Source organism: Gordonia sp. 11cp (assembly GCF_057767225.1).
Window position 1 is genome coordinate 878,407 of sequence record NZ_CM173437.1, and the last position, 17,863, is coordinate 896,269.

Sequence of the window (17,863 nt, forward strand, 5' to 3'; positions counted from 1 at the left end):
GTTGTAGGCGAAGGCCGAAACCTTCACCACTGAGAGATCGGGTGACGCGGCACCCTGCGGGGTTTCACACCGGATCGAATCGCTCGATCAACCACTCGCCGTCCACCTTGGTCAGCTCGACCCGCACACTGCTCGCCGTCAGCGTGGGTGAAGCGTTGTCAGCGGTCACCGTCGACTGGTTGACGAAAGCCAGGACCACCGCCCGGTCCGCGGAGGCGGACGCGATCGCGGTCCCCACCACGGACGCCTTGGTGTCGACCGACTTCTCCTTGGCTGCGGGAACCACGACCTTCGAGGTGAAGTCCCGGTAGTACTCGAGGAACTCGCCGGTCAACCGGTCGCGAGCGGCGGCGACATCACGGTCGACGCTGGCGTGTTCGTACGACAGGATCGCCACGGCACCGGCGGCGGCCACCTCGCCGACCTCCTGGCGCGCTCTCTCGGCTGCGCGTTCCGGCTCCGCGTACTGCCAGTACTGAAACGCGAGGCAACTCACCAGGGCGGCCACGACCACCGCGGCTCCGATCCATTTCAGGCGAGTGCTCCGGACCCGGAAGCGCCCGATCCCGCGCGCCCGCGGCGTCTCCGGCGCCTTCCCACCGTGGTCGGTGTCCTGTCCAGGGGCGTCCTGTTGTGTGACCTCCTGTTCTGTGACGTTCTGTTCTGTGACGTTCTGTTCTGTGACGTCCTGTTCTGAGACGTCGTGTTCTGTGACCTTGCTGCTCATGGGACGAACTCCACCTTCGAGATCTTCAGGTCGCCGTCGACCGGGACCACTGTCACCCGCAATCGCCATGCGCGATCCTCGTTCTGCGCACCGGCCGCGTTGCTCACGGTGGAATTGCTGGCCACGAGAACCACCATCGAGCCATCGGGACCGACCCGCTCCACGCCGGCGAGACCGATCTTCCCGTCGGTGGCCACCCGCGATTTCCGGATGACCTCCACGAACGCCGGCCCGCGTTTGTCGAAGTCGTCACGGAACTCGCCGGTCGCCGCGTCCAGAACGCGTTGGACGTCTGCCTCGGCATGCTCGAAGTCGATCGACGTCATGTTCACCACCGCTTGCGATGCTGCCTGGACGTAGGCGGCCCGACGGTTCTCCGCCGCGACATGATCCCGATGGGTCGAGTACATCCACAGGCTCGCCCCGACGCCGCCCGCGATGAGCGCGAGGACGACGAGCGCGCCGATCGTGCGCCGCCGCGCCCCAGCGGCGAAATGCGAACGCAGCCAATGCAGGAGGCCGTGCCCCCGAGCCCGAAGGCCCACCGCCGGCGCTGCGTCCGCGGGCGTCGCACCGTCCGGTTCGTCATCGTCGACGGCCGTGTCGTCGTCATCGTCGACGGCCGTGTCGTCGTCAGCTTCGACGACCGGGTCGTCCTCGACGACCGGCGACGTCGGTGCCGGCCCGGTTGTCGCCGGATCGGTTGTCGCCGAGTCGTCGGTCACCGAGTTGGACTCCGCCAGAGCCACTTCCGCAGCCCGTACGGCTTCTTCCGCGGCTGCGGCAGCCGCAGACGCCGCCAGAGCCGCTCGTCGCGCCCGCTCGGCGCGGTCGCGCGCCGTGCGGACGGCCGATTCGTCGATCATCGCGCCGGGGTCAACATCTGCTTCCATGTCACGTTCCTTCCACCGGATGTCGAACCGAGATCGTCACGCACGAAGGTGGTTCCGCCAGGCGTGGACACAACTCCGGTCCGGGGGTCGTAGGGTGCCACCGCAACCGGGGCGTCGCCGCCGGAGTGCGAGGACGGTGAGATCGGCGCCCCGGGCGTCGGATCGCCCTCGACTGCGGCCGGTTCACCGAACCAGGGGTTGTCGCCGAGTGGCCGATAGGGCTCGTCGCGTTTGCAGATCTCGACGGTGGGTGCGCGTCTGCCCGGCCGACCCATACAGGGCAGGTTGCGAGACCCTCGGACCGCGATCTGCGAATCCTGCGGGATGGCGCAGTACAGCGCTTGATCCGGCCGCGGCGGCGAGTCGACCGCCGAGCCGTCCCGACGCGCAGAGGCGGGCAAGAATCCGGTCGTGCACGGTGGGCTGGAGTTCAGCGTCGTCGTGTTGAACGACAAGAATCCGCGCTCGGTTCCGTCCATGTTGGGCACCGCGATGGTCGCCAGCGCGGAAATGCCCTGTGGCATGACGACCAGAATCTGCTCGAGGCTCGGATTGTAGGTGACCGCAACCTGTCCGAGACTCACCGCGTTGGCGAGCAGGATCGGAAGGGTTGGCCGCACTTGTTGAAACAGCGCGTTGACCTGGCCAAGCGCCGCGGGCGACCGGTCGATGACACGACGCACCGCAGCGTCTCGTCCCGCGGCCTGGTCCGACAACACCTGCAGGCTGCTCGCCCACCGTCGAATGGACTCGCTGCTGTCGGCCTGCGAGCGCAGAACGGGTTCGATGTCGCGCAGCAGCGCCGTCGTCTGGCCGAGGTTCTCCTCACCGTCGCGCATCAGCGCGTGAACCGAGTCCAACAGCCGCCGAAGGGCCGGGTCCTGCCCGTCGAACGCCTCGTACGCCGTGTCGATCACCGTCGCCAGTTGATCGCGCGGAATGTCTCGCAGGCTTCGGTTGACGGTGTCGAGCAGAGGGCCGATGTCTTGGGGGACGGTCGTGCGTTCCACCGGAATGGTGTCCCCGTCAGCGAGATACGGAGAGCTGGAGGACCCGGGAACCAGGTCGAGATACTGCTCGCCGATGGCCGACCTGCTGTGCACATCCGCACGGCTGTCCGCCGGGACACGAATCGATGAATCGAGATCGAGTACCGCCCGTGCCCCGGTGCCGGTCACCTCGACCGACGTCACCCGTCCGACGGTCGAGCCCCGGAAGGTCACGTTGGACGTCGCATACAGCCCGCCGGTATCGGCCAGCTCGACCTTCACGTTGTAACGCCCCAGGCCCACCGCATCCGGGATCCGCATGTAACCGACGGCCATGACACTCACGCCCAGAACGGTGACCGTCGCGAACACGAGTAGCTGCCACCGCACGAGCCGTGTCATGATCCACCCCGCAGAATCGGGGCCGACAACGGGTTCTTGGTCGATGGCATGGGTTGACGCCCGATCGTACGGCCGAGAAGCGTCTCGAACGCCGTCAGCCGGCCGTCGGCCCCCGTCATCTGCAAGTACGAGTTGTCCGCCCGTCCAATAGTGAGATCGATTGTTGCGCTCAGGTTTCCAGCGTCTCCGCGGATGAACTTGCGGATGCCGTCCTGCGGCCACGGAAAGGTCGACAGCAAACCCAGGGACCGGGTCAGATTCGGTCCGGCGGCGGCGAGTTCACGCAGTGTGGGCTGCAGGGCGCGCAGGTTGTCGGTCACCGATGACGAACTCGCCCGCACGACCTGATCGGCGAGGCCGGCGAACTCACCGATCGCGGTGATCGCATTCCGGAGGTTCTCCCGGTCGCGGGCCAGCACGTCCAATGCCCCCGGTATCGTCTCCAGCGCTCGGTCGACGGTTCCCGATCGTGCGCTGATCTGCTCGGCGAGTTCGTTGGTCGAGCGCGTCGCCGCGATGATCGCCGACTTCTGTTCGTTGAGGTTCCGCGTGAAGATCGCGAGTTGCCTGATCAGCGATCGCGCTTGCTCCTCGTGCCCACCCAGGGCGGAGTTGACCTGCCGATTGATGTCCTGGAGCTGGGCCAGGCCTCCTCCGTTGAGCACAGTCGACACCGACGCCAGGGTCTGTTCGGTGGTCGGGTACCCGCCGGACCTCGCCAGCGGGATCACCGCGCCGCTGGTCAATCGGCCGGCCGGCTCTTCGCCGGCCGGCGCCGACAGGGCGATGTGGAGAGTCCCCAGCAGGCTCGTCTGACCGACGGTGGCGGTTGCATTGGCGGGAAGATCCACCGACGGTAGGAGACTCACCGTCACCAGTGCGTGCCACCCCTGCCGGGCGATCCCGGTCACCGTGCCGACGCTCACGTCGTCGACGAGAACCTCTGAGTTCTGCTCGACGCCGTTGACATTGGCCATCTGGATGGTCACGACGATCGCATCGTCCTGCCTGCCCGGTGTGCCGGGAAGTGGGAGCGAGTTCGGTCCGGTCCAGGACGAACACGACGCCAGCACGACCATCACCACGGCACCGACGAGCACGGCACGACACGATCGGAAGGTTTCGGCAACCGACTGCCGCCACCGGTCGCTGCTGATCCTGCGAGTCATCGACGCCCTCTTCCATCCGGAACGGACATCAGACCGGACAAGCCGGAGCCTTGTCGGATCATTGTCCTGCCCGAGTCGGACTTCGGCGAGAAGACCCCTGGCACAGAGGTGTTCGTCATACCCGCGGGCGGGCGAAGTCCGGTCTCGCTGTAATCGATCTGCTCTGGCCGCATCTGCACACTCCGAATCGGGTTGGTGCCCACCGGCGGGTAGTTGAACGCGATGTTCTTGAGGACCGGCCCGAGATACTGAGCGCATCTACGCGCCGACTCCTGCGCTCCCTCCTGCGACGCCGCCTGTATCGCTCCGCAGATGAACTGGATGGGGTTCTGGAACTGCGTGACCGACAGCGCACCGGTCAGGGTTCCCTGCGCCGGTTGATAGATGTTGTAGAAGTTCGCGAAAGCGTTCGGGCCGACATGGAGGAGTTGCTCGATGTCGGGTTCACTCTCGCGGAGACTCGAGGTCACGCGGGCGAGTGTGGACACCGCGGTCGCGATTCCGTCCCGGTTGTCGGCGACAAAGGTCGTCAGCTGCTCGAGCACCCCGTCCACGCCGTCGATCGCCTGCGCCAGTTCATCATCGGTGTCGGTCAGGACCGACGTGACCTCTGCGAGGTCACGGTTGAACTGTGCCATCTGCTCGCCGCTTCCCTTGAGCGCCGAGGAGAACACCTGGAGGTTGCGGATCGTCGCGAACAGATCAGACCGTCCGTCTCCGAGGGTCGTCGCCGCCCGGGACAACTGCTCGAGTGTCTGATTGATGTCCCGGCCCTTACCATCGATCGCCTCGGCAGCGGACGATATGAACTTCGACATCGGTCCTCGCTCCCCGTCTTTCGTACTACCCAACGAGCTGCTGAGGTCTTCGAGCTGGTCGCGGAAGTCATCCCACTCAACGGGAACCGCCGTCCGTTCGATCGGAATCGTCGACCCGTCGGCGAGAGTCGGGCCACCGGTGTATCCGGGTGCCAGCTGAACGAACCTGGCGGACACGAGCGTCGGGGACATGATCACCGCCTGGGCGCCCGCCGGGACCTGGTGGCGGCTGTCGATGACCAAGCGGACACGCATGCTCTGGTCATCTGGCTCGATGGAGCTGATCTCCCCGATCGTGACACCCATGACCTTCACCGCGTCGCCGGGATAGAGACCGTTGGTGTTGGCGAAGTGCGCGGTGACCGCGACCGTGGTCACCTTCTCGTACACCTGCCACCCGGCGATCGACATCGCCAGCACGACGAGAGTCAGGACCGCGACGACCGTTCGCTTCGGTGTCATCGACGATCTGGCGGCGGCCAGGTCGTCGCGATACCCGCGCAATACACCGCTCATGTCACCCACCTCCGATTCCCGGTAGCCCTTGTGGACAGCGGCCGGTGTCCGCGGGCGGCCCTCCGCCGGGCGGTGTCGTTCCAGGCGGCGTGTTGGCACCGCACGGAACCGGGTACGTCGTCTGGCCGAGCTTGCTGATGTCGATGCCCTGATCCTCGAAGGCCGCGTCGATGAACGGTTGGAGGAACTGTCCCGGAAGGATGTTCATCACGTAGGCATTGAAGAACGGGCCCGAGGCCACGGACTCCCCGAGCGAGGTCGCGTACTGCTGCAACGGCTTCAACGAGGCCTGCAGGTCATCACGGTGCCTGTCCAGCATCGCCGCGACACGATTGAGCTCGTCGAGGGCGGGACGGAGCTGCTGCCGGTTCTCGTCGACGAGGGCACCGACCTGATTGGTCACCGTCCGGATGCCGACCAGCAGTTCGTCCACCGCACGCGACCGGCTCGACAACGCGGCGAACAGTGCGCCGCCGTCCAACATCATCTGGTTGATCTGAGCGCTCCGGTCGGCGAGCACCGACGTCACGTCCTCGGCGTTTCCCAACAACTCGTGCACGAGTTCGTCGCGGGAACCGATCGTCGCCGAGAAGCGGCTCAGGCCGTCGAGCGCGACGCCCAGATCGGGTGCGGCCCTGTCGAGCGTCTGCGCCAGAGTGTCCATGGCTGCCGTCAGATCCTGTTTCTCGAGTCCCGCCGACGTCTCCGTGAGATCACCGAGCGCATCGGTCAGGAGGTAGGGAGTGCTGGTCCTCTCCAGCGGGATCACGTCCGCGGATCCGAGCGAGGTGTGACCGCGGGACCTGACGTCGAGGTATTTGGTGCCCAGGGCGGTCTTGGTCTTGATCGCCAGCTCGGTCCGGTCCCCGAGCGTGACCCCCTCCGCGGAGAACGAGATCCGGACCCGGTCACCGTCGATCGAGATGGTCTCGACCTCACCGACACCCACGCCGGCGAGCTGGACCTCGTCACCGGCGGCCAGGCCACCCGTATCGGCGAACAGTCCCGCGTAGCTTCGGTGCGCGCCCAGCAGTGGCACCTGCTGGAAGTACTGAGCGGTGAGTACCCCCATCGTGATGACCACGACTCCGATCACACCGGTACGAAAAGCCGTGGAACCCCCTCCGCGGCGCCTCATGGCGGCGTGCACCTGCCCGCTCGTTGTCCGATGATGTCGATGTACACCGGATCTCCCTTCGGCCCATTGAGTTTGAGAGTCGCGTCGCACAGGTAGAAGGTGAAGAACGCCCCGTAGAGCCCCAGCCTGCTCAGGGTGCGATAGCTCTCGGGTAGCTCGCCGAGCAGTCTGTCGACGTACTCTTCGTCGGCGTTGATGTTGGCGGCGAGTTCTCTGGTCAAGGCGACATCCGCGGCGATGTCCGGCCGCGTCTGGTCGAGGAGACTCGCCACGGACCGACTTGCCCTCGACATGCCGGCGACCGAGTCGGCGATCTGGGTCGACCGGGTCGCCAGACCGCTGACCAACTGCTGCAGCTTGTCGATTCCGAGATCGAACTGCGCGTTGTGCCGTTGCACCGACGCGAGGACGCCGTTCAGGTTGTCGATGACCGCACCGATGAGCGCGTCTTGGTCGGCAAGTGCGTCAGTCGCCTCACCGGTCTGCTCCAGGATGTCGGCCACGGTGCCGCCCTCACCCTGGAACACCTTCACCAACGCCGTCGAGATCCCGTTCACCTGTTCGGGATCCAACGCTTTCAGCAGCGGACGGAACCCACCGACGAGGGCATCGAGATCGAGCGCGGGCGTCGTGCGCGAGCGGGGGATCACAGTGCCCGCGGTGATCTCCCGCGGGTCGCCGGGGCCCTGCGCCAGTTCGAGGTAGCGGTCTCCGATGAGGTTCTGATACCGGATCAACGCCCGGGTCCCACCGGTGAGCCCCACCGAGGCCTCGACCGAGAAGGACACGGTCGCGTACTCGTCGTTCGTCACCGCGACGTCGGCGACGCGTCCGACATCCACTCCGGCGATACGTACCTTGTCCCCCACGGCCAGTCCCGACGCGGAGGTGAATTCCGCCCGGTAGGTGGTGGATTCCCCGAATCGGAACTGACCGAAGACGATCACGATCGCCGCCAGGACCACCACCATCACCGTGGCGAAGACACCGAAACGGACTCCGACCGATCGGATGCTCATCGAGAACCTCCCCCGGTGATCTGTGCGACGAGGTACTGCATGAAGATCGGGGTGCCGGGTGCGAGCGACGTCGCGTCGGCGTTGCTCGCACCGGTGTCCATGACCAGATACGGAGCGGGGTAGTTCGTGCGGGTGATCTGCGAATAACAGCCCGGCGCACCGCGTGGGCCGCCCTCGGCGCCGATCTCGGGAAGATTGTCAGGGTAGCGATAAGCATTGTCGCCGAGCAGCAATGCGACATCCAGATCCATCGAGTACCCGGTTGTGTTCCCCCCGAAGCGACCCATCCCGTATTTGAGGTTGTATGTCGCCTGATCGGCGATGCACTTGTATTCCGGCGAGTATTCGGCGAGCAAAGCCGTGGTCGGTACCAGCAACCGCGAAGCGTTCACGAACGCCGGACCGTTCACGCGCAGAACATGAGCGCCCGTGTTCCCCAGACCCACGGCGGACGCGAGCAACCCGTCCAGACCGTCTTGTCGGTCCACCACTGTCCCGGCTGTGACGGTCGCGTTGTCGAGCAGGGCGAGGATCGACTGCGCCGCGTCTCCGTACGTGTCGGCCACCGCGCCGGCCAGTCGTGTGTCCCGGCTGATCTGCGGCCACATCGGATTGATTCCGCGCAGGACCGCGTCCGAGTCGTCGATGGTCTCGGCGAGCACCGCGCCTCGCTGCCGCAGCCCGCCCGCCACGGCGCTCAGGGCGGCGTTGAGCTTGGCGGGGTCCACGGTCTCCATGACGCCCTGGAGATTCTCGAACAGTGTGTTGACCTCGGTCGGCACGTTCGTCGCCGCGATCGTCTGTCCGTCGACGACGGTCCGTCCGCCGGGATCGTCCGGGACGACGAGTGCCACGTACTTCGCGCCGAACGCGGTCGACGACCTGATCTCGGCAACGGTTCCCTCGGGAATCCGGGAGAAGTCGGCCGGGTCGACGCGCAGGTCCAGCGCGGTCAGGTGCCCGTCCGTCGTGACGGTCGAGACCGACCCGATGGTGACGCCGTTCATCTTCACCTTCGCGCCCGATTGCATCACAAGGCCCGCGCGATCCGACACGACACGCAGCGAGCGCGCGGTGTCGAAACTGCCGCGGAAGGAAGCGAGCGCGACGATCACGAGCACCAGGATCACCGTCAGCAGTACCGCTCCGGCAAGAGCGTAGTGGGGTTCGCGACGACCGGATCGCACCTGGGTCATCTCCGTCAACCCGCCAGATTGAAGTTGCCGGACGTCCCGTACACCGCGAGCGAGACGAGGAGGCAGACCATCACGACAGCGATCAGCGACGACCGGACCGCCTTGCCCACCGCCTCACCCACACCCGCAGGTCCGCCGGAGGCGTGATAGCCGTGATAGCAGTGAATACCCATCACCACGATTCCCATGGCGATCGCCTGCAAGAACGACCAGACGAGGTCGGTGGGACGCAGGAACGTCGCGAAGTAGTGGTCGTAGACGCCGGCGGACTGTCCGTTGATGGCGATCGTGTAGAAGCGAGACGCCAAGAACGACATGAGAACCGCGACGGTGTAGAGCGGGATGATCGCGATCATCCCGGCGACCACTCGGGTGGAGACCAGATAGGACATGGACCGGATCGCCATGACCTCCAGCGCGTCGACCTCCTCGGCGATGCGCATGGCGCCCAGTTGAGCGGTGGACCCCGCACCGATCGTCGCCGCGAGCGCGATTCCCGCGGTGACCGGTGCGGCGATGCGAACGTTGATGTAGGCGGCGAAGAATCCGGTCAGGGCCTCGACCCCGATGTCTCCGAGGGACGCGAAGCCCTGGATCGCCAACAGGGTCCCGGCCGAGAACGTCATGAAACCGACGATCACGACAGTTCCACCCACAACCGCCAGAGCGCCTGTGCCCATGCCGATCTCGGCGATGAGTCGGAGGGCGTCCCGTCGATAGTGGACCACCGCATGCGGGATCTGCGTCAGCACATCCCGGTAGAAGACGGCCTGGTGCCCCACGGTGCGCAAACCGACGACCGGTTGCCTGATCATGCCGACGGCCCGCGGATACCGCGCGGACAACACACTCATGGTTGTCATGCCATCACCCCCAATCCTCTCGACGCCGCGAATGTGGTCATCCGGTCGCACGCACACCGACCGCGGTGAGTACGACGTTGACGGCGAACAGTGCGACAAAGGCATAGACGACCGTCTCGTTCACCGCCGTGCCGACTCCCTTCGGACCTCCGCTGACCGTGAGACCCCGATACGAGGCGACCAGGGCGGCGATGAGTCCGAAGACCCCCGCCTTGATCTCGGAGAGCACGACCTCCGACAGCCCCGTCACCAGGGTCAGGCTCGATACGTACGATCCGGGCGTCACGTTCTGGACGTACACCGAGAAGAAGAACCCGCCGACCAGTCCGATGGCGACGACCATCCCGTTCAGGAGAAGGGCGACGACGCAGGACGCGACCACGCGGGGCACCACCAGACGATGGATCGGATCGATGCCGAGTACCCGCATGGCGTCGATCTCCTCCCGAATCGTCCTGGCTCCCAGGTCCGCACAGATGGCCGTGGCTCCCGCACCGGCCACGATCAGCACCGTCACCAACGGTCCGATCTGCGTGACCGCGCCGAGTGCGGCACCTGCTCCGGCCAGATCGGCGGCGCCGAACTCGACGAGCAGGATGTTGAGCGTGAAGATCACGAGCACCGTGAACGGCAGGGCGACGAGTACGGTCGGGACGAACGCGACCGTCACGATGAACCAGGCCTGACGCAGCGCCTCCCGCCAGTGGAACGGAGCCCGTCCGCAGGCGCGGAAGGTCTCGAAACACAACTCGAAGAAGTTCCCGACCCCGCTGACCACGGAGATCATCTTGACCTTCATGGCAGTCGTTGCCTCAGAAGGACATAGGCGATCACCCTGACGAGGTACTCGATCGGCTCCACCAGATCGATCACCATCGATTCACTTCCTCTCCCCCGACCACCTGCATGCCCTTGCGCTACTCGTCGATGACCAGTGCCTGTTCGGGACACGCACCCACTCCCCTGCGCACCCGCGCCGCCTGCGCACCAGGCACCTCGGTCTCCTCGACCAGCGAATAGCCGTCATCGTCGATGGGAAACAGCTCTTCGTCGACGCTGAAACACTGTGCGTGACCGACACATCGGTCCTTCTCCAGCCGAAGCCTCATGACGTGTCTCCCTCTGCGCTCGTCCCCGGATCAGCGGACAGTCACCGGAATCGTGGTGACCGTCCGGACCGCCACGTTGTCGTAACGAAGCGCGTCCGGGTCGATCACGAAGTCGGGCACGATGCTCAGCAACTCTTCGAGGACGATCCGGAGTTCGAGCCGGGCCAGATGCGAACCCAGACAACGGTGGATTCCACTCGCGAAGGTCATGTGCGCGACCTTGTCGCGGTTGAAATCCACGCGCAGCGGGTCGTCGTGGTACGTGGGGTCGACGTTCGCCGCGGCCCAGAAGGCGTTCACCTGTTCGCCGGCGGAGACGACCAGTCCCTCGCCGAGGTCGACGTCGACGTCGGGGTATCGCATCCCGGACGGCACCGGCGACTCGAAACGAAGAAGCTCTTCGATCGCCGAACGGAGTCCGTCCGGGTCCGCCGCCAGCTCGGCGCGTGCTTCGGGATGCTTGCCCAGCCATGCGATCAGACAGGACAACGACGCGGTCACGGTGTCGAGTCCGGCGAACATGAGCAGGAACAGGACGTTGATCAGGTCGAACTCGCCGACCGGTTCCCCGTCGACGTCGGCGCGGATCAGCTGGGCGATGACGTCGTCGGAGTCATCGGCTCGATGTCGCTTCTCCTTCAGGAATCCGTCGAAGTACTCGAGCAACTTCGCACCGGCCATCGCCATGTTGGCGTCGATCTCCTCGGTCGTGTCGCCACGAGGATGGATGACCCCCTCCTTGAACTCGAGGAAGAACTCGAGGTCCTCGACCGGCGCTCCGACCAGACCCAGAAACGTCTGGCAGGGCAACGGAGTGCACAGGCTGCCGAACAGTTCGGAGCCACCATCCGCACTGGCCTGCAACAGAATCCCGCGGGCCTGCGCACGGATCTGGTCTTCGAGTCGCGCCATCCGCTTCGGCGCGAACATCGGGTCGAGGAGTCGACGCCACTTCTTGTGGTCGGGGCCGTCGATCTCGAGCGGGATCAGTCTGCCGTCATGCCCGAAACTGCCGCCCCGGCCGCCGTTGCCCAGCACCTGGGGGTGTTTGTTGATGGCGAGGATGTCCTCGTGGCGGTAGAGGTGCAGAGCCCCGTCGATCCGTTCGGCACGGACGTCCCGGGCTTTCGCCGAGTAGACACTCTGCGGTTCGGCGAGATCCTTGACCTGTTGTGACAGGCCCGAGATCCGCGGGTCGAATCGGGTTACGGAGTTCATGGACACCTTCCAGTGACAAGGTCAACGCGCGAAAACTTCTGCGCACCTTGGGGTGTGGGATCGGATTGTGGACCGGGGAGTTGGGGGATTCAGCGGTCGATCTGGTCGCGCAGATCGTCCGGGATCGAGCCCGAGGTGATGTCCTCACTCTCCCCGAGGTCGGTCGGGAAGATGATCGAGGTGCGGGCGAACTGTCCGCCGTCACCGGAGGCTATCGACTGCCCCGACATGTAGCGGGATTCGTCGGATGCAAGGAACAGTGCGAGGTTCGCGTTGTCCCGGAGGATCGGTGGTTCGTCCAGACGCAACGGCATCGCCCGATTGTCGGGGTCCCACTCCTGCATCTGTTCGTACGACTTGCCCAACACCTCCGCCTCGGACGGAAGCGCGAAGTTCACCGACATGCCGTGGGTCGGGCACAGCGCATTCGCCCGGATCCCGAACTTCCCGAATTCCAGCGCGGCCGCACGGACGAGTCCGTTGACCGCGGCCTTGGATGCGGTGTACATCGGGAACCCCGGGTAGGCCGTGAACGATGCCGCCGACGACGTCGCGAGGAGGGCTCCCGGTCGCTTGTTGGTGATCATCCAGTCGGCGGCCGCCTTCCACGCGAGGTAGACGCCCGTCGTGTTGACCGCGAAGATGTTGTTCCAGTCGTCGAGCGACGATTGGGCCAGCGGCTGCATCCCGAACCCGGGCTCGGGGATACCGGCGTTCCCCCACATCACGTCGATTCGCCCGTAGGTGTCGACGGCGGTCGCCACGAGGCGTTCCATGTCGCTCGCCTCGCGTACATCGGCATCGATGCCGATCGCGGTTCCGCCGGCGTCGGCGATCTGTGTGGCCACCGCCTGAGCGCGACCGGGGACGAGATCGCTGACGACGACCGTCGCGCCCTCGGACGCGAAGAGGAGCGCGCCCTCTCGCCCGAGCCCGGACCCACTACCGGTGATGGCAACTACTTTGTCCTTCATTCGCATGTGCGAGTTCGCCTTTCAGTGCGAGGGGCTGGCGATGGATTTGATGCGGAGATATTCGCGGAATCCGGCAACCCCGTGTTCGACGCCGTCACCGCTGATGCCGTAACCGCCGAAGGGGGCGTCCGGTGAGAGGTAGAAGGAGTTGCTGATGTTCACCGTCCCGGCACGCAGGCGACGGGCGACCGCCCAGGCCCGTTCCTCGTCCCTGGACTGGACATATGCGGAGAGTCCGTAACGCGAGTTGTTGGCGATCCGTACCGCCTCGTCGTCGTCGCCGTCGTACCGGATCACCGACAACACCGGCCCGAAGACCTCCGTTTGTGCGATCTCCGAGTTCTCGTCGACATCGGCGACCACCGTTGGCAGATACCAGAATCCGCGACCGTCGATGCTGGCGCGCTCGCCTCCGACGAGCACCCGGGCACCCTCGGTCCGAGCGCGTTCGACGAGACCTTCCATCCGCTTGAGTTGGTCCTCGCGGATGATCGGCCCGACCAGATTGCCCGGATCGTTCGGGTCACCCCACGGCAGGTTCCCCACATAGGTCTCGAGCCGCGCGAGCACCTCGTCGTAGACGTCGGCGTGGACCACCATGCGGGTCGCCAGAGCACACCCCTGACCACTGTTGGACATGCACATCGCCACCCCGAGACCGCACGCCAGGTCGAGGTCGGCGTCGGGCAGGATGATGTTCGCCGACTTGCCGCCGAGTTCGAGGACGGTGTGCCGGATACCGTTCGCCGCCCGTTCCGCGATCCGCTGGCCGACACCAGGCGATCCGGTGAAGTGGTAGAGGTCGATTCGCTGGTCCGCGGTCATGGCATCGCCCACGATCGCCTTGTCCGCGGCGCTCAGCGTGTGGAACGCACCGGCGGGGATGTCGGTCGCGTCGCGGACGACCTCGGCCAACAGTGCAGCCGTCAGCGGGGTGTCCGGAGCACTCTTCAACACCACCGCATTGCCGGTCGCCAGACCGTGGTGGACCTTCCAGAGCGCGGTCATGAACGGCGCGTTCCACGGCGTGATGGCGCCGACGACCCCGTACGGCTCGTAACGGACGCGGCGCTCACTGCTGTTCCCCAACACCACATACGGTCCGAGGTCCTCTTCCCATGTGAACGACGTGATCAGGTCGTTGAAGAAGTCCATCCCCTCGATCATGAAGCCGACGTGGGTGGTCATGTTCGCTCGGGCCACGCCGGCCTCCGCAACCAGTATGTCCTCGAAATCGCCGATACGAGAACGTAATCCGTCCTGCAGCTGAATCATGCAGCGCTTGCGGAATTCGTGATCGACCGCCCAGTCGGATTCGTCGGCGAAGGCGCGCGCCGCGCCGATGGCATCGTCGACGTCCTCGACACCGGCATCGGCGGCTTCGGCGATCACCGTCTCGTCTGCGGGATTGATGACCGGGTAGCGCCTGCCGGACCGGGCGTCTCTGAATTCGCCGTTGATGAACAGCCGCCCCTCGGGCCGTGCGAATGCCATGGGATCTCCTCGGATGTGTTTGTGAGCGAATCGCGACTCCGCTGTGGGGCGTCAGGTGCGACCCCGCCCCCGGTGCGAAGTGAATCTCATTAATCAGTTAACTGTACTGCGGCTCACACGTCAAGGGAGTGTTGCTCCCTTGTCGTGCGGGTTGTGCGACGATGTGCGCATGACCGCCAGTCCGCCGCGCAAACGCCGCTCGTCGACCCAGGTCCGAGCGCTGATCACCGCGGCGGCCTACGAAGAGTTCGCTCTGACAGGTCTGGAAGGGACGAGTATCCGTTCCGTGGCCGAACGTGCGGGCGTCACCGAATCGATGGTCTTCCGGCACTTCTCGTCGAAGAACGAGCTGTTCCAGGCGACCGCCGCCGGCCCTCTGGTGCAGTTCATGTACGAGTTCGCGGCGAACGTGGCGACCAGGGCTGATGAGCAACCCGAGGCGGTCACCTTCCGGTTCATCTCGGGGCTCTACGACCTGTGCATGGACAATCGCAGGATTCTGCTGTCGCTGGCGGTCCACTCGGCCGGCTCATCACCCGCGGGGACCGAGCCGGCATTCGAGGAATGTCTGAACGCATTGGTGCGCGGGGTCAACAAGTACATCGGGGTCAGCACCTCCCGGGCGAGCAGGGCGATCACCGACTCGGTGCGGATGGCACTCTCACTGGTCCTCGGCGCGACCCTCAGCGGGAACGATCTCTTTCCCCGGGACACCGACCCCGACACCATCAAGCACATGCTGGCGGACTTCGTCCTCCTCGGTGCCGGGTACATATCACCCGATCAGCCGGCGTGACTCGTCTGAACGGCAGAGCGTGGCGACTGGTCGGGGTCAACCGTGGTCGGTAGGGTCTCCCGAATGGGCGAGTATCCCGAGGAGTTGGAGCGGCCCGGACTGCTCCGCGACGGTCGATCGATCTACATCCGCCCGGCGACAACGGAGGACGCGGAAGTCGTCCTCGCCTTCAACGGGCGGCTGTCGCGCCGCACCGTGGCGATGCGGTCACTCGGCCCGACCATCACGATGACGCGCGAGGCCGCCGAACGGTACGTCGACACCGACTTCGACGACCGCCTGGTCCTCTTGGCCACCCTCGACGAGAGCGTGATCGGACTCGCCGACTACGCGAGGTCCGCGGCCGAACCCGATCGGGCCGAGATCGCGTTCACCGTCGAGGACGCCTACCAGGGGCTCGGCCTGGGCGGACTGCTCCTCGAGCATCTGGCCGCCGCCGCGAGGGCACGCGGTGTGGAGGTGTTCGAGGCCGAGGTCCTCGACGAGAACCTGGCGATGATCCGGACGTTCCAGAGTTCGGGATACCGAGTCGAATTCGGCGAGCCCGGTTCCACCCAGCACATCGAACTCGCGGTCGACCCCCGCCGCCAGGTCCTCGCTCGGTCCGACCGGCGCGAGCGTTCCGCGGTTCAGTCGTCCCTGCATCCCATCTTCGCCCCGCGGTCCGTGGCGGTCGTCGGCGCGAGCCGTGAGGAACGGAACGTCGGGAACTCGATCCTGCGGAATCTGCACCACGGGGGTTTCACCGGCGTCCTCCACGCGGTCAATCCCCACACCGACGAGATCGACGGGGTCGCGACCGTCGGATCGGTGCGCGATCTGACCGAACTCGACCTCGCCATCATCGCGGTTCCGGCGGCGGCGGTGCCCGAGGTCCTGCGGGACTGCGGCGAGCGGAACGTCGGTGCAGTGGTCATCGTGAGCACGGAGATGACATCTGGCGGAACCCTGAACCGCAACGAGATCCTGCGCATGGTCAGGGGGCACGGGATGCGAATGGTGGGGCCGAACTGCATGGGCGTCATCAGCAAACGCGGCAAGACCGACCTCGTGGCGACCTTCTCTCCGGCCATCCCGGCAGCCGGGCGGGTGTCGATGGCCACGCAGTCCGGTCCGCTGGGTCTTGCGATTCTCGATCACGCCCGCCAGCTCGGCCTGGGCTTCTGCGGTTTCGTCTCGCTCGGCGACTCACTGGACGTCTCGCCCAACGATCTCCTGCAGTGGTGGGAGACAGACCGGTCCACCGGAGTCGTCCTCCTGCACCTCGACGCGTTCGGCAACCCTCGTCGATTCGCACGCGTGGCACGGCGTCTGGCGGTGCGCAAGCCGGTGATCGCGGTCCACCCCGGAAGTCTGCGCACGCTACCGGTCGGCACCCTGCCGTACGCAGGTCCCACGGCGTCAGACGCCACGCTCAACGCGCTCTTCGCGCAGACCGGTGTCATCCGGACACGCTCGATGCAGGAGATGTTCGACACCGCACTGGCCGTCGCTCATCAGCCGGTGCCGCCTGGTCCGCGGGTCGCCATTCTCACCAACGCCGAAGGTCCCGGCGCGCTGACCGCCGGGGCCTGTCGCGCCGTCGGTCTCGTCCTCGCCGATCTCGGCGACGCGACGATCGATGCGGTCGGGCGCGCCGGTGGCGACGCGATGACCAATCCTCTCGACCTGACACCCAACGCGACGGCAGAGGACTACCGCACCGCTCTGACTGCGTTGCTGGGCGACCCGGGCGTCGATTCGGTGATCGTCCTGTACATACCGCCGCTGGTGCTGGAGTCCCGCCAGATCGCTCGGGCAATCGTCGACGCCGCACAGGCGTTCCCGAACAAGCCCGTGTTGGCGAGCTACCTGTCACGCGAGGGAGTCATCGACGATCTGCGCCTGAGCAACGACCGGGCGATCCCCTCCTACCGGTTTCCCGAAGCCGCCGCGGTGGCTCTGGGCAACGCTGCCGGGTACGGCAACTGGCTCCGGCTTCCCGGCGGCGTGTCCCGGGTTCCCGCCGACATCTTCCCGGACAGGGCCCGCGAATACGTCGAGGCCTCGGGTCCGGGCGAGGTCCGACAGGAGGAGGCGGTCGCGCTGCTTGCTTCGTTCGGGATCGAGACCGGAACACTCGAGTCGGGGCAGGACATGACGTTGCGCGTCCTCGACGACCCGATCTTCGGTCCGGTGATGGCGCTGGGTCCGGCGGACCGCTACGCACAGGTCTACGGCGACATCTCGTATCGGATCACCCCGCTGACCGATCGCGACGCGGAGGACATGGTTCATTCCCTCCGCGGGTACGCGATTCTCGCGGGGATGGGCGACCGGCCGTCGATCGACATCGACGCACTCGTGGATGCTCTGCTGAGGGTGTCGGCGATGGTCGACTCCATACCCGAGTTGGTCAGCCTGTCCGTCGGCCTGACATGCGCGTATGCCCCGGGAACCGGAGTGGCGGCGTCCGATGTCGAGATCACCCTGGCGTCTCCCTCCGCGGGCCGTCTGGCACGGGAAGCGACTGTCGAGCCGATGTGACGCGCGTCCGTCCGGT

Annotated in this window: 16 protein-coding genes; 2 read left to right on the forward strand and 14 right to left on the reverse strand. The window is 66.0% G+C overall.

Going from position 1 to position 17,863, the window contains the following annotated elements; translation table 11 throughout:
• Positions 1-64: 64 nt before the first annotated feature.
• The 14 genes from AC3B6C_RS03690 to AC3B6C_RS03755 form a co-directional block, all read right to left on the reverse strand.
• On the reverse strand, positions 65-727 hold the full coding sequence (locus AC3B6C_RS03690; protein ID WP_488374993.1) for a twin-arginine translocation pathway signal: 663 nt from the start codon (positions 725-727) through the stop codon (positions 65-67).
• Positions 724-1,620 (reverse strand): hypothetical protein, encoded by an 897-nt coding sequence (locus tag AC3B6C_RS03695; protein WP_488374995.1) that lies wholly within the window; start codon positions 1,618-1,620, stop codon positions 724-726. The genes AC3B6C_RS03690 and AC3B6C_RS03695 overlap by 4 nt, the downstream gene beginning before the upstream one ends.
• A complete protein-coding gene (locus AC3B6C_RS03700) occupies positions 1,590-3,011 on the reverse strand; it encodes an MCE family protein (protein ID WP_488374996.1) in 1,422 nt (473 codons plus the stop codon). Before AC3B6C_RS03700 ends, AC3B6C_RS03695 begins: the two co-directional genes overlap by 31 nt.
• Complete coding sequence (locus AC3B6C_RS03705) at positions 3,008-4,180, reverse strand: MCE family protein (RefSeq protein ID WP_488374997.1); 1,173 nt, start codon at positions 4,178-4,180, stop codon at positions 3,008-3,010. Before AC3B6C_RS03705 ends, AC3B6C_RS03700 begins: the two co-directional genes overlap by 4 nt.
• Positions 4,177-5,514, reverse strand: a complete 1,338-nt coding sequence (locus tag AC3B6C_RS03710; protein ID WP_488374998.1) for an MCE family protein — start codon at positions 5,512-5,514, stop codon at positions 4,177-4,179. Before AC3B6C_RS03710 ends, AC3B6C_RS03705 begins: the two co-directional genes overlap by 4 nt.
• A 1-nt stretch (position 5,515) precedes the next feature.
• Positions 5,516-6,610: an MCE family protein gene (locus tag AC3B6C_RS03715; RefSeq protein ID WP_488374999.1), complete on the reverse strand. Its 1,095-nt coding sequence runs from the start codon at positions 6,608-6,610 to the stop codon at positions 5,516-5,518.
• A gap of 38 nt (positions 6,611-6,648) precedes the next feature.
• Entirely contained in the window at positions 6,649-7,671 is a 1,023-nt protein-coding gene (locus tag AC3B6C_RS03720; protein WP_488375001.1) for an MCE family protein, read from the reverse strand.
• Positions 7,668-8,867 carry an MCE family protein gene (locus AC3B6C_RS03725; protein ID WP_488375002.1) on the reverse strand — a complete coding sequence of 400 codons (1,200 nt, stop codon included), beginning with the start codon at positions 8,865-8,867 and terminating at the stop codon, positions 7,668-7,670. Before AC3B6C_RS03725 ends, AC3B6C_RS03720 begins: the two co-directional genes overlap by 4 nt.
• A 5-nt stretch (positions 8,868-8,872) precedes the next feature.
• Positions 8,873-9,730, reverse strand: a complete 858-nt coding sequence (locus AC3B6C_RS03730) for an ABC transporter permease (protein WP_488375003.1) — start codon at positions 9,728-9,730, stop codon at positions 8,873-8,875.
• 37 nt (positions 9,731-9,767) lie between these two features.
• Positions 9,768-10,529 carry an MlaE family ABC transporter permease gene (locus AC3B6C_RS03735; protein WP_488375004.1) on the reverse strand — a complete coding sequence of 254 codons (762 nt, stop codon included), beginning with the start codon at positions 10,527-10,529 and terminating at the stop codon, positions 9,768-9,770.
• Between the two features lie 118 nt (positions 10,530-10,647).
• On the reverse strand, positions 10,648-10,839 hold the full coding sequence (locus AC3B6C_RS03740) for a ferredoxin (protein ID WP_488375005.1): 192 nt from the start codon (positions 10,837-10,839) through the stop codon (positions 10,648-10,650).
• A 30-nt stretch (positions 10,840-10,869) separates the two neighbouring features.
• Complete coding sequence (locus AC3B6C_RS03745; protein ID WP_488375007.1) at positions 10,870-12,057, reverse strand: cytochrome P450; 1,188 nt, start codon at positions 12,055-12,057, stop codon at positions 10,870-10,872.
• Positions 12,058-12,146: 89 nt separating this feature from the next.
• Positions 12,147-13,031, reverse strand: coding sequence for an SDR family NAD(P)-dependent oxidoreductase (locus AC3B6C_RS03750; protein WP_488375009.1), 885 nt, complete (start codon positions 13,029-13,031; stop codon positions 12,147-12,149).
• Between the two features lie 21 nt (positions 13,032-13,052).
• A complete protein-coding gene (locus tag AC3B6C_RS03755; protein WP_488375010.1) occupies positions 13,053-14,525 on the reverse strand; it encodes an aldehyde dehydrogenase family protein in 1,473 nt (490 codons plus the stop codon).
• A gap of 169 nt (positions 14,526-14,694) precedes the next feature.
• On the opposite strand from AC3B6C_RS03755, the gene AC3B6C_RS03760 reads away from it, so the two are divergent.
• Both AC3B6C_RS03760 and AC3B6C_RS03765 read left to right on the forward strand, forming a co-directional pair.
• Positions 14,695-15,321, forward strand: coding sequence for a TetR/AcrR family transcriptional regulator (locus AC3B6C_RS03760; protein ID WP_488375013.1), 627 nt, complete (start codon positions 14,695-14,697; stop codon positions 15,319-15,321).
• 63 nt (positions 15,322-15,384) lie between these two features.
• Entirely contained in the window at positions 15,385-17,847 is a 2,463-nt protein-coding gene (locus AC3B6C_RS03765) for a bifunctional acetate--CoA ligase family protein/GNAT family N-acetyltransferase (protein ID WP_488375015.1), read from the forward strand.
• The last annotated feature ends 16 nt before the right edge of the window (positions 17,848-17,863 follow it).